At 40.2% G+C, this 17,356-nt stretch carries 13 protein-coding genes; 1 reads left to right on the top strand and 12 read right to left on the bottom strand.

The window, feature by feature from the left end; translation table 11 throughout:
- Positions 1 to 29 precede the first annotated feature (29 nt).
- Both QFZ31_RS12915 and QFZ31_RS12920 read right to left on the bottom strand, forming a co-directional pair.
- A complete protein-coding gene (locus tag QFZ31_RS12915) occupies positions 30 to 905 on the bottom strand; it encodes a YicC/YloC family endoribonuclease (RefSeq protein ID WP_307303351.1) in 876 nt (291 codons plus the stop codon).
- A gap of 118 nt (positions 906 to 1,023) precedes the next feature.
- On the bottom strand, positions 1,024 to 3,702 hold the full coding sequence (locus QFZ31_RS12920; RefSeq protein ID WP_307303353.1) for a calcium-translocating P-type ATPase, SERCA-type: 2,679 nt from the start codon (positions 3,700 to 3,702) through the stop codon (positions 1,024 to 1,026).
- Between the two features lie 192 nt (positions 3,703 to 3,894).
- On the opposite strand from QFZ31_RS12920, the gene QFZ31_RS12925 reads away from it, so the two are divergent.
- Entirely contained in the window at positions 3,895 to 5,604 is a 1,710-nt protein-coding gene (locus QFZ31_RS12925) for an NFACT family protein (protein ID WP_307303355.1), read from the top strand.
- Positions 5,605 to 5,636: 32 nt separating this feature from the next.
- On the opposite strand, the gene pyrE is transcribed toward QFZ31_RS12925, so the two are convergent.
- From pyrE to pyrR, 10 genes are all read right to left on the bottom strand, one after another.
- Positions 5,637 to 6,269 (bottom strand): orotate phosphoribosyltransferase, encoded by a 633-nt coding sequence (gene pyrE, locus QFZ31_RS12930; RefSeq protein ID WP_307303358.1) that lies wholly within the window; start codon positions 6,267 to 6,269, stop codon positions 5,637 to 5,639.
- The gene (pyrF, locus tag QFZ31_RS12935; protein WP_307303360.1) at positions 6,266 to 6,982 is read right to left on the bottom strand and encodes an orotidine-5'-phosphate decarboxylase; all 717 of its coding nucleotides are present in this window, start codon (positions 6,980 to 6,982) and stop codon (positions 6,266 to 6,268) included. Before pyrF ends, pyrE begins: the two co-directional genes overlap by 4 nt.
- Complete coding sequence (locus QFZ31_RS12940; protein WP_307303362.1) at positions 6,954 to 7,895, bottom strand: dihydroorotate dehydrogenase; 942 nt, start codon at positions 7,893 to 7,895, stop codon at positions 6,954 to 6,956. The genes pyrF and QFZ31_RS12940 overlap by 29 nt, the downstream gene beginning before the upstream one ends.
- Positions 7,892 to 8,665, bottom strand: coding sequence for a dihydroorotate dehydrogenase electron transfer subunit (locus QFZ31_RS12945; protein ID WP_307303364.1), 774 nt, complete (start codon positions 8,663 to 8,665; stop codon positions 7,892 to 7,894). The genes QFZ31_RS12940 and QFZ31_RS12945 overlap by 4 nt, the downstream gene beginning before the upstream one ends.
- The gene (gene carB / locus QFZ31_RS12950; protein WP_307303366.1) at positions 8,662 to 11,868 is read right to left on the bottom strand and encodes a carbamoyl-phosphate synthase large subunit; all 3,207 of its coding nucleotides are present in this window, start codon (positions 11,866 to 11,868) and stop codon (positions 8,662 to 8,664) included. Before carB ends, QFZ31_RS12945 begins: the two co-directional genes overlap by 4 nt.
- Positions 11,847 to 12,953: a carbamoyl phosphate synthase small subunit gene (locus tag QFZ31_RS12955; RefSeq protein WP_307303367.1), complete on the bottom strand. Its 1,107-nt coding sequence runs from the start codon at positions 12,951 to 12,953 to the stop codon at positions 11,847 to 11,849. Before QFZ31_RS12955 ends, carB begins: the two co-directional genes overlap by 22 nt.
- Entirely contained in the window at positions 12,950 to 14,239 is a 1,290-nt protein-coding gene (locus QFZ31_RS12960) for a dihydroorotase (RefSeq protein ID WP_307303369.1), read from the bottom strand. Before QFZ31_RS12960 ends, QFZ31_RS12955 begins: the two co-directional genes overlap by 4 nt.
- The gene (locus QFZ31_RS12965; protein WP_307303370.1) at positions 14,199 to 15,143 is read right to left on the bottom strand and encodes an aspartate carbamoyltransferase catalytic subunit; all 945 of its coding nucleotides are present in this window, start codon (positions 15,141 to 15,143) and stop codon (positions 14,199 to 14,201) included. The genes QFZ31_RS12960 and QFZ31_RS12965 overlap by 41 nt, the downstream gene beginning before the upstream one ends.
- Positions 15,144 to 15,304: 161 nt before the next feature.
- The gene (locus QFZ31_RS12970) at positions 15,305 to 16,615 is read right to left on the bottom strand and encodes a solute carrier family 23 protein (protein WP_307303372.1); all 1,311 of its coding nucleotides are present in this window, start codon (positions 16,613 to 16,615) and stop codon (positions 15,305 to 15,307) included.
- Between the two features lie 169 nt (positions 16,616 to 16,784).
- On the bottom strand, positions 16,785 to 17,327 hold the full coding sequence (gene pyrR, locus QFZ31_RS12975; protein ID WP_306072668.1) for a bifunctional pyr operon transcriptional regulator/uracil phosphoribosyltransferase PyrR: 543 nt from the start codon (positions 17,325 to 17,327) through the stop codon (positions 16,785 to 16,787).
- Positions 17,328 to 17,356 lie beyond the last annotated feature (29 nt).

Here is a 17,356-nt window from a genome sequence, read left to right on the forward strand (position 1 = left end):
TGGTCGAGTCAACCAATTTCTAAACACATTTATTCAATATTTTGAACTTGTTCCTTCAGTTTCTCAAGCAAACTTTTTATTTCAACTACTTTTTTAGTAATATTTGAGTCATTTGCTTTTGATCCAATGGTATTAGCTTCCCTATTCATCTCCTGCACAAGGAAATCAAGTTTTCTTCCAATAGGCTCAATCTCATTTAATGTTTGCTTAAACTGCTGGACGTGGCTATTTAACCTTGTTAATTCCTCGTTAATATCAATTTTATCAGCAAAAATCGCTACTTCGGTTAATACACGACTTTCATCGATTTGGCCTTGTACTAGTTCCTCAATTCTTTTCATTAAGCGTTCTTTATAGGCGGAGGCAACCAGTGGGGCGTAACCTCTTAGATCGTCTATATTTGTGTCTAATTGTAATAAAGAAGTGAGCAAATCCTTTTTTAGCTCTTCTCCTTCAGTTATTCGCATTTGCTTACATAGTAAAACTGCTTCTTCTGTTGCTCTTAGTACTAAGTTTTCCAATTCTTCGTTGCCAGCATCATTTTCTTCGATATGTAAAAATTCGTTACGTGTCAATAAATCTTGAAGTAAAACATTTCCTTCAATATTGAATTTATCACGTGCTTCTTTAATAAACAGGTAGTATTCTTCGAGCAGCTTCCAATCAACCTGGATTTTCCGAGTAACTGCACCTTCCCCTTCTATCATTATATAGACTTCAGCTCTGCCACGCCTTAGATGCTGATTCAATTTTTTCTTAATCTTATCTTCTACCTTTAACAGCTGCCTCGGCATCCGAACATTTATTTCACTAAAACGATGGTTGACTGTTTTTACTTCCACATTTACCGAAAAAGAGGCTGAGGAAATTCTGCTTCTCCCAAAGCCCGTCATACTTATAACCATCAAGGACACTCCAATCTTCTGAGCGGTTAACCTACTATGTAAAAGTATATTGTTTTTTTGCGGAAACTAACAAAAGGTAATAGAGTCATCTCTACTACCTTTTGGATTATAACACACTTTATTTTGTTTTTCTTAACAAAAATGTTCCTGCTAGTAAAAAAGTTGGTATAGATGATAGACCGATAATCAAAAGCCAGTCTTTTGCTAAGATTGGTAAGGTGTGGAATATCGGCTGGAATGGCGGGTAGTAGATAACTGCAATCATTAAAGCAAGAGATGAGACAACCGCCCAAACAAGATATTGGTTTCCAAATGGATTTCTAGATAAAACCGACTTTTCACTTCTACAATCAAATACATGGATGAGCTGTGCCAACACTAGGGTTGCGAATGCAATCGTTTGTGCATATTGCAGGTTTTCAGGATTCTGTTTATAGACAATTATAAAGGCTAAAAGGGTAACGATACCAATAAGAAAACCCCTTGAGACGACTTTCCAGCCTAATCCTCGAGAAAATACACCTTCATTTGGACTGCGCGGTTTTCGTTTCATTACATCCTCTTCAGGACGGTCCAATCCTAATGCCATTGCCGGCAGTCCATCCGTCACTAAATTTACCCAAAGAATTTGAATTGGAACCAATGGTAGCGGCAGTGCTAAGATCATCGCAAACAACATAACCAAAATTTCACCTACATTTGAAGCCAGTAAGTATCGGACAAATTTCCTTATATTTTCATAGATGTTTCTGCCTTCTTCAATTGCCGACTTGATGGTTGCAAAATTATCATCTAAAAGTACGAGTGATGAGGCTTCTTTCGCTACGTCTGTTCCGGTAATTCCCATGGCCACACCGATATCTGCTGCTTTAATGGCTGGTGCGTCATTTACACCATCACCCGTCATTGCCACAATATGACCTCTATTTTGTAAAGCCTTAACAATTTTCAATTTATGCTCTGGTGAAACACGAGCAAATACAGATACATCATCTACTACTTCCTCTAGTTCCTCAACAGACATGTTTGATAATGCATTTCCATCTAGAACCATACTTTTCTTCGTTAAAATCCCCAGCTGTGAGGCAATCGCTTTAGCCGTTATCACATGATCGCCTGTAATCATTACTGTTTTTATTCCTGCTTCCTTACACTCTTTCACCGCGTCTTTAACTTCTGGTCTAGGCGGGTCAATCATTCCTTGAACACCAATAAAGGTTAATTTATTTTCTGCTTCCTGTTCGCTAAGGATAACGGTATTCGCTGGTATAGGTTTAAAGGCAATCGCAATTGTCCTAAGAGCTTTTGAAGCAAGGTTATTGATAGCTTCTTGAACTTGGTTTTGAACACTTTGTCCTAGATATTGTGTCTTACCATCCCAAAGGATGGATTCGCTCTTACCTATGATTACATCGGGTGCCCCTTTTGTGACAATAAAATTCCTGCCTTGCTTGTCTTTCACATGCATACTCATCATTTTTCTCGCAGAGTCAAACGGGAATTCATTTATGATGGTAAACTCATCTAATAAATTTGTACGATCCAGTCCCGCTTTCATAGCACTAACAAGCAAGGCACCCTCTGTTGGATCTCCGTCAAGAATATAATCTTCATCTTTGATTTTTAATTCTGAGTGATTGCAAATCATTCCAAAAATGAGCATTTGCTGTAAGGCTTTTTCATCTTTTGGAAGTACACGAGTATTACCGCGGTAAAAATCACCACGAGGCTGATAGCCCACACCGTCGACTGTCCAAGTGTTACCACCGCTCCATAAATGGGTAACAGTCATTTTGTTTTGTGTCATAGTTCCCGTTTTATCAGAACAAATAACCGACGCACAGCCAAGTGTTTCAACTGCCGGCAGCTTTCTGACTATCGCATTTTTCTTAATCATTTTTTGAACCCCGAGAGACAATGCAACTGTTACAATTGCCGGTAATCCCTCAGGAATTGCTGCTACTGCAAGGGAAACACCCGCTAAGAACATTGTATAAAGTTCATGTCCTTGTAAGACTCCAATCGCAACCACAAGAACGGTTAACAATAAAGCAACTGTTATCAAAATTTTTCCCAACTGCTCCAAGCGACGCTGCAGCGGAGTTTCCTGCGTTTCTGCATTTTGGAGTAAATCGGCAATTTGGCCCATCGCTGTTTTCATTCCTGTTCCAATAACGACTCCAACACCACTACCCCTAGTGATCATGGTACCCATGAAGGCAATATTTTCCATATCGCCAATCCCAGGGTTAATTGTCTTTAATGGATCTATATGTTTAGATACCGGCACTGACTCTCCCGTAAGTGCGGACTCTTCGATTTCTAAACTTCTGGATTCAATTATCCTTACATCTGCGCCAATTCTGTCTCCGCTTGAAAATTTAATGATATCTCCTGGAACTATTTCTTTAGAAGGGATTTTCACCCATTGTCCTTCTCGTAACACGGAAACCTGTGGCGCAGATAATTCCTTTAGAGCCTGTAATGATCTCTCAGCTCGTCTTTCTTGAAAAAATCCAAGAAAACCATTAATAATCACAATTGCAATAATCGCAATTGCATCGATATATTCACCAAGTAATCCTGATAAGAGCGTGGCTGCAAGCAGCACTAAGACCATAAAATCTTTAAACTGACTAAAAAACAAGAGCAAAGCAGATTGCTTTTCCCCTTCCTGCAATTCATTAAGCCCATGTTGAGCAACTCGTTTCTTTACTGCTTCTGGTGATAACCCAGAAGAAAAGTCGGTATCTAAGACCTTTTCTACTTGATTTATCTCCATCTCATGGAATTTCATCCGACCATCTCACTTCCCCCATTAATTATATGAGACATGCTCTAAAGAAAGCTTATTCAGCCTCGTCCCAAAAAATGCTATGATAATTAAGAAGAGTTATGATATCCGCATGAACAAGATAAAATAAGACATACTCTAACCTTGTAAGTTATACTTAAGAAATAAATATGTATTAAGCAAAGGATGTTTTCCATGTCATTTGATGGTTTATTTACAAAAGCAATGGTTGATGAACTCACGCGCACTCTAAAAGGCGGCAGAATCAACAAAGTACATCAGCCTTATAAAAATGAAGTAATTCTAACAATCCGCGCAAATGGAGTGAACCAAAAATTATTATTTTCAGCGCACCCCAGCTACGCACGTGTACAGCTAACGAATGAAGCATATGAAAACCCCAGCGAACCGCCAATGTTCTGTATGCTGCTAAGAAAGCATATTGAGGGCTATATATTAGAGGATGTATACCAAGTAGAAAATGATCGGATGATTATTTTTGAAATCAAGGGCAGGAATGAAATCGGTGATGTCAGCTACAAACAGCTAATCATCGAAATCATGGGAAGACACAGTAATATTGTACTGGTTGATAAAACGAGGAATATCATTCTCGATAGTGTTAAGCACGTGTCATTTGCGGTAAATAGTCACAGAGCGATATTGCCAGGGCAGACATATATTTACCCGCCAGAACAAAACAAACAAAACCCTTTTATGGTTGGTACTGATGAAATATTGAGAAAGATTGATTTTAATAGCGGTAAGCTTGATAAGCAAATTGTTGAGCATTTTGCTGGAACCTCACCATTATTCGCAAAAGAAGTTATTTACCAAAGCGGCATTGCTAACCGAGCAACCATACCGACAGCGTTCCTTCAGTTGATAGAAAGAATCAAGAGTGGAGAGCTTGTGCCTTCTATCATGTCAACAGATAATAAAGAAGTGTTCTACCTCTTTCCTCTACAGCATATTAAAGGAGAAGTAAAAACCTTTTCCACCTTAAGCGAGATGCTTGACCGTTTTTATTTTGGAAAGGCTGAACGGGACAGGGTAAAGCAGCAAGGAAATGATATTGAGCGGTTAATCATCAATGAAAAAGAAAAAAATGAGAAAAAAATTGAAAAGTTAGAGAGCACATTAAGGGAGGCTGAAAAAGCAGATCAGCTTCAACGTTTTGGGGAATTGTTAACGGCAAATCTTTATGCTGCAAAAAAAGGGATGAAAGATATCGAAGTAATTGATTATTACGATGAAATGGGCGGCACAGTTGTCATACCCTTAGATCCACGGAAAACGCCATCAGAAAATGCCCAAAAATATTTTTCTAAATACCAGAAGGCCAAAAACTCTGTTTCCATCGTGATTGAACAAATTGACAAAGCTCGTGAGGAAGTCCTTTATTTTGAAAATTTACTGCAGCAAGTGCAGTCAGCTTCCCCTAAAGACATTCAGGAAATTCGCGAGGAACTGGTTGAAGGGGGATATATCCGCGACCGCCAAAGACGAAATGCGAAAAAGATAACAAATGCTAAACCTATTTTAGACCATTACCTTTCTTCTGATGGCACTGAAATGATTGTTGGTAAAAATAATAAACAAAATGATTATTTGACCAACAAACTTGCTGCAAGAGATGAGATTTGGCTTCATACCAAAGACATTCCTGGCTCTCATGTGGTCATTCGCAGTAAAGAACCATCCGAAGCAACTGTGCATGAAGCAGCAAAATTAGCTGCCTATTTTAGTAAAGCTCGAAACTCCAGTTCCGTACCAGTAGATTATACAAAGGTGCGGTATGTTAAAAAACCAAGCGGTGCAAAGCCTGGCTTTGTTATTTACGATAATCAACAGACAGTATATGTTACCCCTGAAGAAGAATTGGTTCTTAAACTTAAGAAATAATAAATATGCCCCGGATACCCGGGGCTATTGTTTTATTCAAATCTCTTACTCCATTCAGCTGGTGCCACGCTCCATGACAGTAAGCTTTCTTGATCATTTTTGCTGATGTAGCCCTTTTCAATGGCAACCTCAACTAGATTTGCAAAATCCGTAAGCGATTCACTTTGAATATCTTCTTGTTCGAATGCTTCCTTCCCCTTTTCCAGTCCATATGTAAAAATGGAAACTACTCCAAGCACTTCACATCCAGCTTCTCTAAGTGCCTGAACAGCTGTAATGACACTGCCTCCTGTGGAAATTAAATCTTCCACCACAACAACCTTCTGGCCTTTTTCTACTTTGCCCTCTATCTGGTTACCTTTGCCATGACCTTTTGCTTTCGAACGAACGTAACACATTGGTAAGTTTAATAAATCACTAACCCAAGCTGCGTGTGGAATCCCCGCAGTTGCAGTACCAGCAATAACTTCTGCAGCTGGGTATTTCTCAAGAATTATAGCCTGCAGACCTTGTGCGATAGCTTTTCTTACTTCCGGATAAGAAAGAGTCAGGCGGTTGTCACAATAGATTGGCGAGCGTAATCCTGAAGTCCATGTAAATGGCTCGTTAGGTTTCAAAGCTACCGCATTTATCGTTAATAATTTTTCTGCTATTACTTTTTTCATAGTTGAACTCTCCTCCATGCATCTAACCATTTTTCGTAGCTGTTTACTGGATCAGTTGATCTTGTGATGGAACGACCTACCACGATCGACGACACACCAGCATCCCTTGCAAATTCAGGAGTGGCGATTCGTTTCTGGTCTCCCATATTATCTTCTTCCATTCGTATACCTGGAGTAACTGTATAAAAACTGTCACCCAATGTTTCACGAATCGGTTTTGCCTCCCATGCTGAGCAAACGACTCCATCTAAACCAGCTGCTTTTGCAAGAGAAGCATAATGAAGAACGGATGTTTCGAGTGGAACAGAAATGAGCTGTTCTTTATTCATTTGGACTTCGGATGTACTTGTGAGCTGGGTAACTGCAATACATGCTGGACGCATTCTTCCAGCTGCGGTCCCTTCATCTAATCCCTCTAAAGCAGCACGCATCATTTCTTTACCGCCTGCAGCGTGTACGTTGACAAGGTCGCATTCCAGCCTTGCAAGACCCTTCATTGCACTTTTTACAGTATTGGGAATGTCATGAAGCTTTAAATCTAGAAAAATACGATGACCATTACCTTTTAAATAATGAACAATTTCAGGACCTTCCTGATAAAACAGCTCCATTCCAACCTTTACAAACAGCTGCTTCCCATTAAATGGCTGTAAAAATTGCTCTACCTCATTACGATTCGCAAAATCAAGCGCGATGATAAGCGAGTTGTCCATGCTCCTGCCAGCTCCTTCCCCTGCATTCACTGATGTGTTCATAGCCTAATTGCTCCAATAACGATGGTAATTCATCAATAATGGTTGGACACACGAACGGGTCCACAAAATTTGCTGTACCAACGGCAACGGCACTTGCACCGGCATAGAAGAATTCAATTACATCTTCAGCAGACTCAATACCGCCCATCCCAATAATCGGGATATTTACTGCCTGACTAACTTCATAAATCATCCGTAGTGCGACCGGTTTAATCGCCGGTCCGGATAGACCGCCTGTACGATTGGCTAATATCGGTTTACCTGTTTTAAGATCCAGCCTCATTCCTACAAGCGTGTTGATCATCGTTAAACCATCCGCTCCACCATCTTCCACTGCTTTGGCCATTTCGACAATATTGGTTACGTTCGGTGACAGTTTGACATAGACCGGAACTTCGGAAACTTCTTTTACTTTCCTGGTTAACTGCTTTGCAACCTCCGGAATCGTTCCAAAAGCGATTCCTCCTGTTTTTACATTCGGGCAGGAAATATTCAATTCTAAGGAATGAACATTGGAAGCTTTCGAGATTTGGTCTGCCACCTCAATGTAGTCTTCTTCCAATGATCCTGCAACGTTGGCAATAATCGGGACATCATACTGCGATAACCATGGAAGTTCATTGCTTAATACTTTTTCCAAACCCGGATTTTGCAGTCCGATTGCGTTAAGCATTCCTGAGGATGTTTCGGCAACTCTCGGTGTTGGATTGCCGAACCGAGGTTCCACTGTCGTGGCTTTAATCATAATCGCACCCAGTTTACTTAAGTCATAGAATTGGCTATATTCTCTTCCAAATCCAAAGCATCCTGAAGCAGGCATGATTGGGTTCTTTAAGTTTAAGCCAGGTAACTGTATATTCAGTCTGCTCATATTAATACCTCCCCGGCACGGAAAACTGGGCCATCACTGCAAACTTTTTTATAGGATACATCATCAAGCTCATTGCTTGTTTTGCATACACACGCAAAGCATGCTCCTACCCCGCAGCCCATTCTTTCTTCTAACGATAGAAACACTTTCTTATGAGAATACTGTTTTTCAATTGCTTTTAGCATTGGTGTTGGGCCGCAAGTATATAAACAATCAAAATCTAGCTCTTTAATAACATCGGTAACAAAACCTTTTTTCCCGTAAGAACCGTCCACTGTTGTAATATAAGTGTCCCCATATTCTAAAAACTCTTTTTCATAAAATACAGCAGATTCTGTCTGGAAACCAAGGACATGGATCACCTTTACTCCTTTTGCGGTCAGCTGCTTTGAAAGTTCATATAACGGTGGAACGCCAATCCCGCCGCCAACAAGTAAAGCAGTTTCCCCTGCTTTGACCTCATTGACAGGAAAACCATTGCCTAAGGGACCGAGAATATCTAGCAGCATTCCCGGGCCTTTCTCAGCAAGTAGTGTAGTCCCTTTTCCTTCTTTGCGATAAATCATCGTAAATTGAGAGTTACGCTTATCAACAGAAGAGATACTAATCGGTCTTCTCAACAGCGGATCTAGTGCTTTTGCAACCCGAATATGCACGAACTGTCCAGGTGCGTTAATCTCATTCACGAAATCTGCTTCAACATTTAGTTGAAAAATATCTTGTGCAATTTCTTTTTGGGAGATGATTTTGCATAATTCCTTTTTTATCAAGCAAAAACAACCTCCTTTTCCTCTACTGCCATGGCTTCTGCCGAAAAATTCATGGATTCGATTACTTTAAGAATGGCGTCTGCTGTATCTAATGAAGTTAAGCATGGAACTCCATTTTCAACTGCTTCACGACGAATTCTAAAGCCATCGCGTTCAGGCTGCTTACCTTTTGTAAGTGTGTTGACAATGAACTGGGCCTCGCCATTATGAATAACATCTAGCAGCGTTTTGCCTTCTGAGCCAATTTTCCCAATGACCTTAACGGGCAGACCAGCAGACTGAAGAACTGCAGCTGTACCACCTGTCGCCATTAAGCTGTAGCCGTTTGCAGCAAATCTCTTAGCAAGCTTTAATGATTCTTGTTTATCTTTATCCGCAACTGTAAACAATACCGTACCAAACTTTTGAATGTTCATACCTGAGGCAACTAAGCCTTTATATAGTGCTTTTTCAAGGGTACTATCTTTTCCCATTACTTCACCGGTTGATTTCATTTCCGGTCCAAGCGTGATATCAACACTTCTTAATTTTGCAAAGGAGAAAACTGGAACTTTTACATACACTCCATTCTTTTCAGGAACGATCCCAGGTGTATAGCCTTGCTCCACAATGGAAACTCCTAAGATTGCTTTTGTCGCAATTTTAGCCATTGGAACATTCGTAATTTTGCTTAAGAATGGAACCGTACGGCTTGAACGCGGATTGACTTCAAGGACATATACTTGATCCTTTGAAATGACATACTGAATATTCAACAGTCCAACAATGTTTAGACCTTTCGCCATTTTTTCTGTGTATTCAACGAGTGTTTGTTTGATTCTTTCTGAAAGTGTCTGTGGCGGGTAAACGGCAATCGAATCCCCGGAATGGACCCCAGCACGTTCAATATGCTCCATAATTCCTGGTATCAACACATTTTCACCATCACAGATCGCGTCTACTTCTATTTCTTTTCCAGTTAAGTAGCGGTCAATTAAAACTGGATGTTCAGGATTGATTTTAACCGCATTTTCCATATAATGAAGCAGTTCTTCTTCACGATAGACAATCTCCATTGCTCTGCCTCCGAGTACATACGATGGGCGCACAAGGACTGGGTAGCCGATTTCATTGGCAATTTCAACTGCCTCTGAAACAGATAATGCAGTTTTTCCTAGAGGCATTGGAATATCGAGTTGTACAAGGGCTTGTTCAAATTTATCCCTGTTCTCTGCACGATCCAAATCCTCTAGGCTTGTTCCGAGAATTTTTACCCCATTTTCCTCTAATTTTGCAGCAAGATTAATCGCTGTTTGCCCGCCAAATTGTACGACTACACCTAGAGGGTTTTCTAAATCAATAATACTCATTACATCCTCAATCGTTAGTGGTTCAAAGTAAAGCTTATCGGAGATACTGAAATCAGTCGAAACTGTTTCTGGATTATTATTAATAATTATCGCTTCATAACCAGCTTCTTTTATTGCTTTAACAGAATGAACCGTTGCGTAATCAAACTCAATCCCCTGGCCGATACGGATTGGACCAGAACCAAGTACAATGACACTTTGTCTGTCTGTTACAATCGATTCATTTTCTTCCTCGTATGTTCCATAGTAGTAAGGTGTTTCTGACTCAAATTCAGCTGCACATGTATCTACCATTTTATATACTGGAATCATACCTAAATCTTTACGTAGACTGTATATATCCTGTTCCTTTTGATTCCAAAGCTGGGCGATCGTTTTATCAGAGAAGCCTTTTTGCTTCGCTTCCTTAAGGATATCTATATCCATTTGATTCGAAGCAAGTTTTGTTTCTAAATCGATAATTCCCTGGAACTTATTTAAGAAAAATAAGTCTATCTGGCTCCATTGATGGATGGTTTCTACCGTGATCCCTCGCTTCAGTGCTTCAGCGATGTAAAAGAGTCTCTCATCTCCGGCTTTGCAAATTCGTTTTTCTAATAATTCATCATTGATTTCTTCTGCTCCATTTAATTCAAAATGGTAGACACCAGCTTCTAATGAGCGGATTGCTTTTAATAAAGATTCTTCAAAGGTTCTTCCAATTGCCATTACTTCTCCAGTAGCTTTCATTTGCGTTCCAAGTGAACGGTTTCCTGATTCAAACTTATCAAATGGCCATCTCGGAATTTTTGTAACGATATAGTCAAGAGCAGGTTCAAAGCTTGCATATGTTTTTCCTGTTACAGGATTAAGCATTTCATCTAGCGTTAAACCTACTGCAATTTTTGCAGCAAGTTTAGCAATCGGATAACCAGTTGCTTTTGAAGCAAGTGCCGAAGACCGGCTTACCCTTGGATTTACTTCGATAATAAAGTAGTTAAAGCTATATGGGTCTAGTGCCAACTGAACATTACAGCCGCCTTCTATTCCTAGTGCACGAATGATTTTCAGAGAAACATTTCTTAATAGCTGATATTCTCTGTCACTTAATGTTTGGCTTGGAGCTACGACAATCGAGTCTCCTGTATGAACGCCCACAGGATCAATGTTTTCCATATTACATACAACAATGGCATTGTCATTTCCGTCACGCATTACTTCGTATTCGATTTCTTTATAACCGGCAATGCTTTTCTCAAGTAAACATTGGGTTACAGGGCTATGCTTTAAACCGCTCGTAACGATTTCATCCAACTCTTCTGCATTATGGCAGATTCCGCCGCCTGTTCCGCCAAGTGTATAAGCAGGGCGAACAATGACAGGAAATCCGATTTTTTCAACAAATGCATGTGCTTCCGCTAATTCATGGATGATTTCACTATCTGGCACAGGTTCACCAAGTTCATTCATTAGACTGCGGAATAAATCACGGTCCTCAGCTTGTTTAATGGCTGATAACTTTGTTCCTAAAATCTCCACTTCACACTCTTCTAAGACTCCTGATTTTGATAACTCAACAGCTAGATTCAGACCAGTTTGACCGCCAAGAGTAGCCAAAAGGGCGTCTGGACGTTCTTTGCGAATAATTCTGCTTACAAATTCCTCCGTTAATGGTTCGATATATACAGCGTCCGCAATCTCTGTATCTGTCATAATTGTCGCAGGATTAGAGTTTACAAGTATAACACGATAACCTTCTTCTTTAAGAGCAATACAAGCCTGGGTGCCTGCATAATCAAATTCTGCTGCCTGGCCGATGACAATTGGTCCTGAACCAATCACTAAAATGGAGTTTATATCAGTACGTTTTGGCATGTTGTGGAAACCTCCTGTTTTTGATCTTCAATCATCGCAAGAAACTGATCGAATAAATGGTTGGCGTCTTCAGGTCCTGGTGACGCTTCTGGGTGGTATTGAACAGTAAAAGCAGGATAATCTAAATGCTTTAAACCTTCGACTGTTCCATCATTTAGGGCGATATGGGTAACTGCCAGTCTAGTATCTTGTAATGACTTTTCTTCAACCGTAAATCCATGGTTTTGTGCTGTAATCGCGATTTTCCCTGTTGTTAAATCTTTAACAGGATGGTTAGAACCTCTGTGACCGAATTTCATTTTGACTGTATTAGCACCACATGCTAATGCAAATAATTGATGTCCAAGGCATATACCAAATATCGGTACTAAGCCTAATAACTGCTTAATCATATGAATTGCTTCTGGGACATCCTTTGGATCCCCAGGTCCGTTGGAAAGCATAATTCCGTCTGGTCGTAATTGCAGGATTTCATCCGCTGTTGTATGGTATGGAACCACGACCACATCACAATTACGTTTATTTAATTCTCTTAAAATACCGTGTTTCATCCCGAAGTCAACAAGCACAATTCTTTTTCCTCTGCCTGGGCTTGGATAAGAATTCTTTGTAGAGACTCTTCTCACTTGGTCAATCGGCAGCTTCGTCTGTCTTAGTTTACTAATTACTTCACTTGGATCACTTTCAATCGAGCAGATAGCCCCTTTTAATGTTCCATATTGACGAATAATTCTTGTTAATTTACGTGTATCAATCCCCGCAATTCCAGGGATATTTTTCATTTTAAAATACTCATCCATCGTAAATTCACTTCTCCAATTGGAAGGGAATTCTGCAGCTTCCTTCACAATAAAACCTTTCACTGCAGGGTTAATGGTTTCAAAATCGTCTCGGTTGATTCCATAGTTTCCAATTAGTGGGTACGTCAGCATAACAATTTGCCCACAATAAGATGGGTCTGAAAGTATTTCTTGATAGCCTGTCATTCCTGTATTAAAGACGACTTCTCCGATTGTATCCATATGACTTCCAAAACCATCGCCGATAAAAATCGTTCCATCTTCTAAAATTAGCTGTGCTTTCATACTGTTACACGTCCTTTTTCCCAAACTACTTGCCCGTTACAAATCGTCATTTCCGGCCAACCCTTACAATTCCAGCCAGTAAATGGTGTGTTTTTCCCTTTAGATAGAAATTCTTGTGGATTAATTACTCTTTCTTCCTCAAGATTTACTAATACAATGTCTGCAGGTGCTCCTACTTTAAGGGTTCCAAAAGGTAGAGAAAATGCCTCTGCTGGTTTTGTTGTCATAAAACCAATTAACTGTTCAAGACTCATGATGTTCTTTAAGACAAAATGTGTATATAGAAGGGGAAAAGCAGTTTCTAACCCGACAATCCCAAAAGGAGCAAGCTCTATTCCTTCATTTTTTTCTTCATTTGTATGTGGTGCATGATCAGTTGCTATAAAATCGATTGTGCCGTCCAATAATCCTTCAAGTAACGCCTCTCGGTCAGCTTGATCGCGTAGCGGTGGATTCATTTTAAAATTAGGGTCAAGATTATCTGGGATATCATCTTGAGTTAATAATAAATGGTGTGGCGTGACTTCTGCAGTCACTTTAATCCCAGCTCTTTTAGCATCTCTTATCACACGAACGGATTCTTTTGTGCTGACATGGCAAACGTGATAATGGCACCCTGCTGCTTCTGCAAGCAGGACATCCCTTGCAATTTGAACAGATTCACAAACTGAGGGAATTCCATTTAATCCATTCCTTCTGGAAAAGGAACCCTCATGGACACAGCCTTTATTTATTAATGTGTCTTCTTCACAATGTGCCACAATAGCCATGTTCGCTGCAGCTGCCTTCTTCATTGCTTTTAACATCATATCTGCAGATTGTACACCGACACCATCATCGGTAAATGCAAATGCTCCAGCATTTTTCAACCCCTCAAAATCTGTTAAATCCCTTCCAAGCTGTCTAACCGTGATCGAAGCATAAGGTAAAACTCGGACACTTGCTGTTTCTTGTATTCTGTTTTGTACCCATTCCATTTGTTCGACTGAATCTGGAACAGGTCTTGTATTCGGCATTGCTGCTAGTGTTGTATAACCACCTCTAGCTGCTGCACGTGTACCAGTTGCAATGGTTTCTTTCTTCTCGCCCCCTGGCTCACGAAGATGGACATGTAAATCGATAAATCCTGGAGAAACCAGCAATCCGTCCGCATTAATTTTTCGATCTGTTTCTGCTTCTATTTCTTTAGCAATCTTTACAATTTTTCCATCTTCTATTAAAATATCGGCCTTTGTCTTTTCGCCGTTAAATGCTATGTAGCTGGCGTTCTGAATAAGTAGTTTCATTTCCATACACTCCTTTTAAACTTTCTAGTGACCTCTTTAATACAGCCATTCTTACAAATACACCATTTTCCATTTGCTTGAAGATTCTTGAACGTTTGCATTCTACTAAGCTATCAGATATCTCAACATTTCGATTTACTGGTGCTGGGTGCATAATGATACTGTGGGGCTTCATCATCTTCTCTCTTTCTAATGTAAGCCCAAATTGTCTATGGTAATCCGCAGCTGTGTAGCTCCCCTTCTTTTGGTGCCGTTCATGCTGAACGCGCAGGAGCATAACCACATCAGCCTCCACAATTGCCTCATCAATGGGTCTAAATCGTGCCGCACTTAGACTATGATGGTCAAACCATTCATTTGGTCCTGAGAAAATAACATCCGCACCTAATCTTGTCAGGGTATCTGCATTTGAACGTGCAACTCTGCTGTGCCTGATGTCACCAATAATGGCTATTTTCAAGCCTGTAAAAGTGCCAAACTCCTGATAGATGGTTAAAAGGTCTAAAAGAGACTGGGTAGGATGATGACCACAGCCATCTCCTCCATTAATGATCGGGATATTAATTTTTCCAACGAGTTCATCAAAGTAACGATCTTGCCCATGGCGAATAACAACCGTGTTAACGCCAATTGATTCCAATGTTTTTACGGTATCGTAGAGTGTTTCTCCTTTTTGAACGCTGGAAGTTTGGACTTCAAATGGAATGACCTTTAGCCCTAATCTTCTCTCAGCCACTTCAAAACTCGATTTTGTTCTTGTACTTGCCTCGAAAAATAAGTTAGCAGAAAACATTTGTGCTTCTGGACTCCACTGCGCTCCATCAGCGAAGCGCTGCGCCTCTGTTAAAATTTGATAGATCTCTTCAACTTTAAGCTCGTTTGTGGTTAGCAAGTGATTTAACATGCTATTCCCCCATCTCTTTTTTTTGTAAAAAAAGACCCTGACCATAAAAGATCAGGGTGCAATAAATCTTACCTAGTTCATGAATGTGCTGGCACATTACAATCACTCAGTATTACACCCTTATAGCCTCTCTGGACTAACTTTTAAAAGGTTGATTATTCTTATGCAGTTTTTGGTTTATCTTTTTCTACTGTTTGTTCAAACATATCTTCACTTACTGGTTCTTTACCAGGAAGGATTAAGTGTAAAAGAACACCTGCTATTGCCGCTAATGCCATTCCTTGAATTTGGAAGGATTCTGATACTTTTATAAACGCTCCGCCAATTCCAATGACAAGAATGACCGATGAAATCACCAAGTTGCGATTGTTACTAAAATCAACTTTACTGTCAACGAGCATTCGTAACCCTGATGAAGCGATGATTCCAAAGAGCAGGATGGAAACACCGCCCATAACTGGAGTTGGGATTGTACTGATTAATGCAGTTATTTTTCCGATAAATCCAAAGATCGTAGCGAGAACGGCCGCACCTGCAATGACATACACACTATATACTCGAGTTATTGCAAGGACACCAATATTTTCACCATAGGTTGTTTTTGGCGGTCCGCCAATCAATGCCGAAATGATGGTTGCTGTTCCATCTCCCAAAATGGAGCGGTGTAAACCTGGTTCTTTAATGTAATCACGACCAACTACTTTACTAAGTACAAGCTGGTGACCGATATGTTCAGATAGTGTTACAATCGCAACTGGTACCATTAGAAGCGCTAAATCCCAAGTTACTTTTACTTCGTAGGTTACGAACGGGATAATGAATTCTGGCATTTCAAACCAACTAGCTTCCAATACAGGTTTAAAATCAACAATTCCGATTGCAAAAGAGTAAAGGTATCCAACTACTATACCTGCAAGGATTGGGATAATGCTCAATATCCCGCGCATGTAAATGGTACAAATAATGGTTGCTGCTAAGGTTACTAAAGCAGCGGAGAAATGAATCAGGCTGTATTCTCCTGCAGGATTATTCATTGCCATATTTACAGCAGTACCAGCAAGTGCTAATCCGATAACGATGATCACTGGGCCGACTACAATCGGTGGAAGCAGATTCATAATCCATCGATGTCCTGCCTTACTAATGACTAAAGCGACTATTCCGTATACAAGACCTGCCATGAAGGAACCAATCATGGCACCACCTGGACCGGCTGTTGCTTTTGCAGCAATGACTGGAGCAATAAATGCAAAGGAAGAACCAAGATACGCTGGCACCTGCCATTTTGTAATCATTAAAAAAGCGAGTGTGCCTAAACCACTTGATATTAATGCAATTGCTGGACTTAACCCAACAAGATATGGAACAAGAATCGTTGCCCCAAACATAGCGAATAAGTGTTGTAAGCTTAAAGTAAGCCATTGGGCAGGATTTGGTCTCTGATTTACGTCTAGGATGGGGTTGTTGTTCATTTTCTTCTCCTCCACAATATTTCTATTATTATGTCTGTGTTTTCTAATAAAAAAACCCTCTTTGTCCATGAGTGTACAAAGAGGGTATGGAATTGCCAGTTTAGCTTAAATGAAGCAAGGCATACTCCCCTTTGTCAGCCTCACAGGACTGCAATTAAAGGGTTACTATTTACTTTTCAAAGATACTTACTTGATCAACCTTATCGACATCCTCTAATTCAACGACTACCTTTTCACTGCTCGAAGTTGGGATGTTTTTTCCAACATAATCAGCTCGAATCGGCAGCTCGCGGTGACCGCGGTCAACCAGCACAGCAAGTTGTATCGACGAGGGACGACCGAGGTCCATGACGGCGTCTAGTCCCGCTCGTACAGTCCTGCCTGTATATAAAACATCGTCAACGAGAATTACTTTTTTATCTGTCAATTCCACTGGAATATCTGACCCCTTCACGAGAGGTTCCTGATCATCTGTTTTTTTGGTTAAATCATCCCGGTAAAGGGTAATATCCAATTCACCAACAGGTATCGGTTTTCCTTCAATTTCTTCGATTTTTGCAGCAAGTCTTTCTGCAATGAATATTCCCCTGGTTCGGATTCCAACAAGCACACAATTTTCAATCCCTTTATTCTTTTCAATTATTTGGTGGGCAATTCTTGTTAATGCTCTTCCAATTGCTTGTGCGTCTAATACTACTGCTTTTTGATTCACTTATCTCACCCGCCTGATATAATAAAAAA

It is taken from the genome of Neobacillus niacini, from assembly GCF_030817595.1.
GTDB lineage: Bacteria > Bacillota > Bacilli > Bacillales > Cytobacillaceae > Neobacillus > Neobacillus niacini_G.

Coding starts and splice junctions, on each gene's coding strand:
- QFZ31_RS12915 (WP_307303351.1), bottom strand. CDS start 905: ATGGTTATAAGTATGACGGGCTTTGGGAGAAGCAGAATTTCCTCAGCC.
- QFZ31_RS12920 (WP_307303353.1), bottom strand. CDS start 3,702: ATGAAATTCCATGAGATGGAGATAAATCAAGTAGAAAAGGTCTTAGAT.
- QFZ31_RS12925 (WP_307303355.1), top strand. CDS start 3,895: ATGTCATTTGATGGTTTATTTACAAAAGCAATGGTTGATGAACTCACG.
- pyrE (WP_307303358.1), bottom strand. CDS start 6,269: ATGAAAAAAGTAATAGCAGAAAAATTATTAACGATAAATGCGGTAGCT.
- pyrF (WP_307303360.1), bottom strand. CDS start 6,982: ATGGACAACTCGCTTATCATCGCGCTTGATTTTGCGAATCGTAATGAG.
- QFZ31_RS12940 (WP_307303362.1), bottom strand. CDS start 7,895: ATGAGCAGACTGAATATACAGTTACCTGGCTTAAACTTAAAGAACCCA.
- carB (WP_307303366.1), bottom strand. CDS start 11,868: ATGCCAAAACGTACTGATATAAACTCCATTTTAGTGATTGGTTCAGGA.
- QFZ31_RS12955 (WP_307303367.1), bottom strand. CDS start 12,953: ATGAAAGCACAGCTAATTTTAGAAGATGGAACGATTTTTATCGGCGAT.
- QFZ31_RS12960 (WP_307303369.1), bottom strand. CDS start 14,239: ATGAAACTACTTATTCAGAACGCCAGCTACATAGCATTTAACGGCGAA.
- QFZ31_RS12965 (WP_307303370.1), bottom strand. CDS start 15,143: ATGTTAAATCACTTGCTAACCACAAACGAGCTTAAAGTTGAAGAGATC.
- QFZ31_RS12970 (WP_307303372.1), bottom strand. CDS start 16,615: ATGAACAACAACCCCATCCTAGACGTAAATCAGAGACCAAATCCTGCC.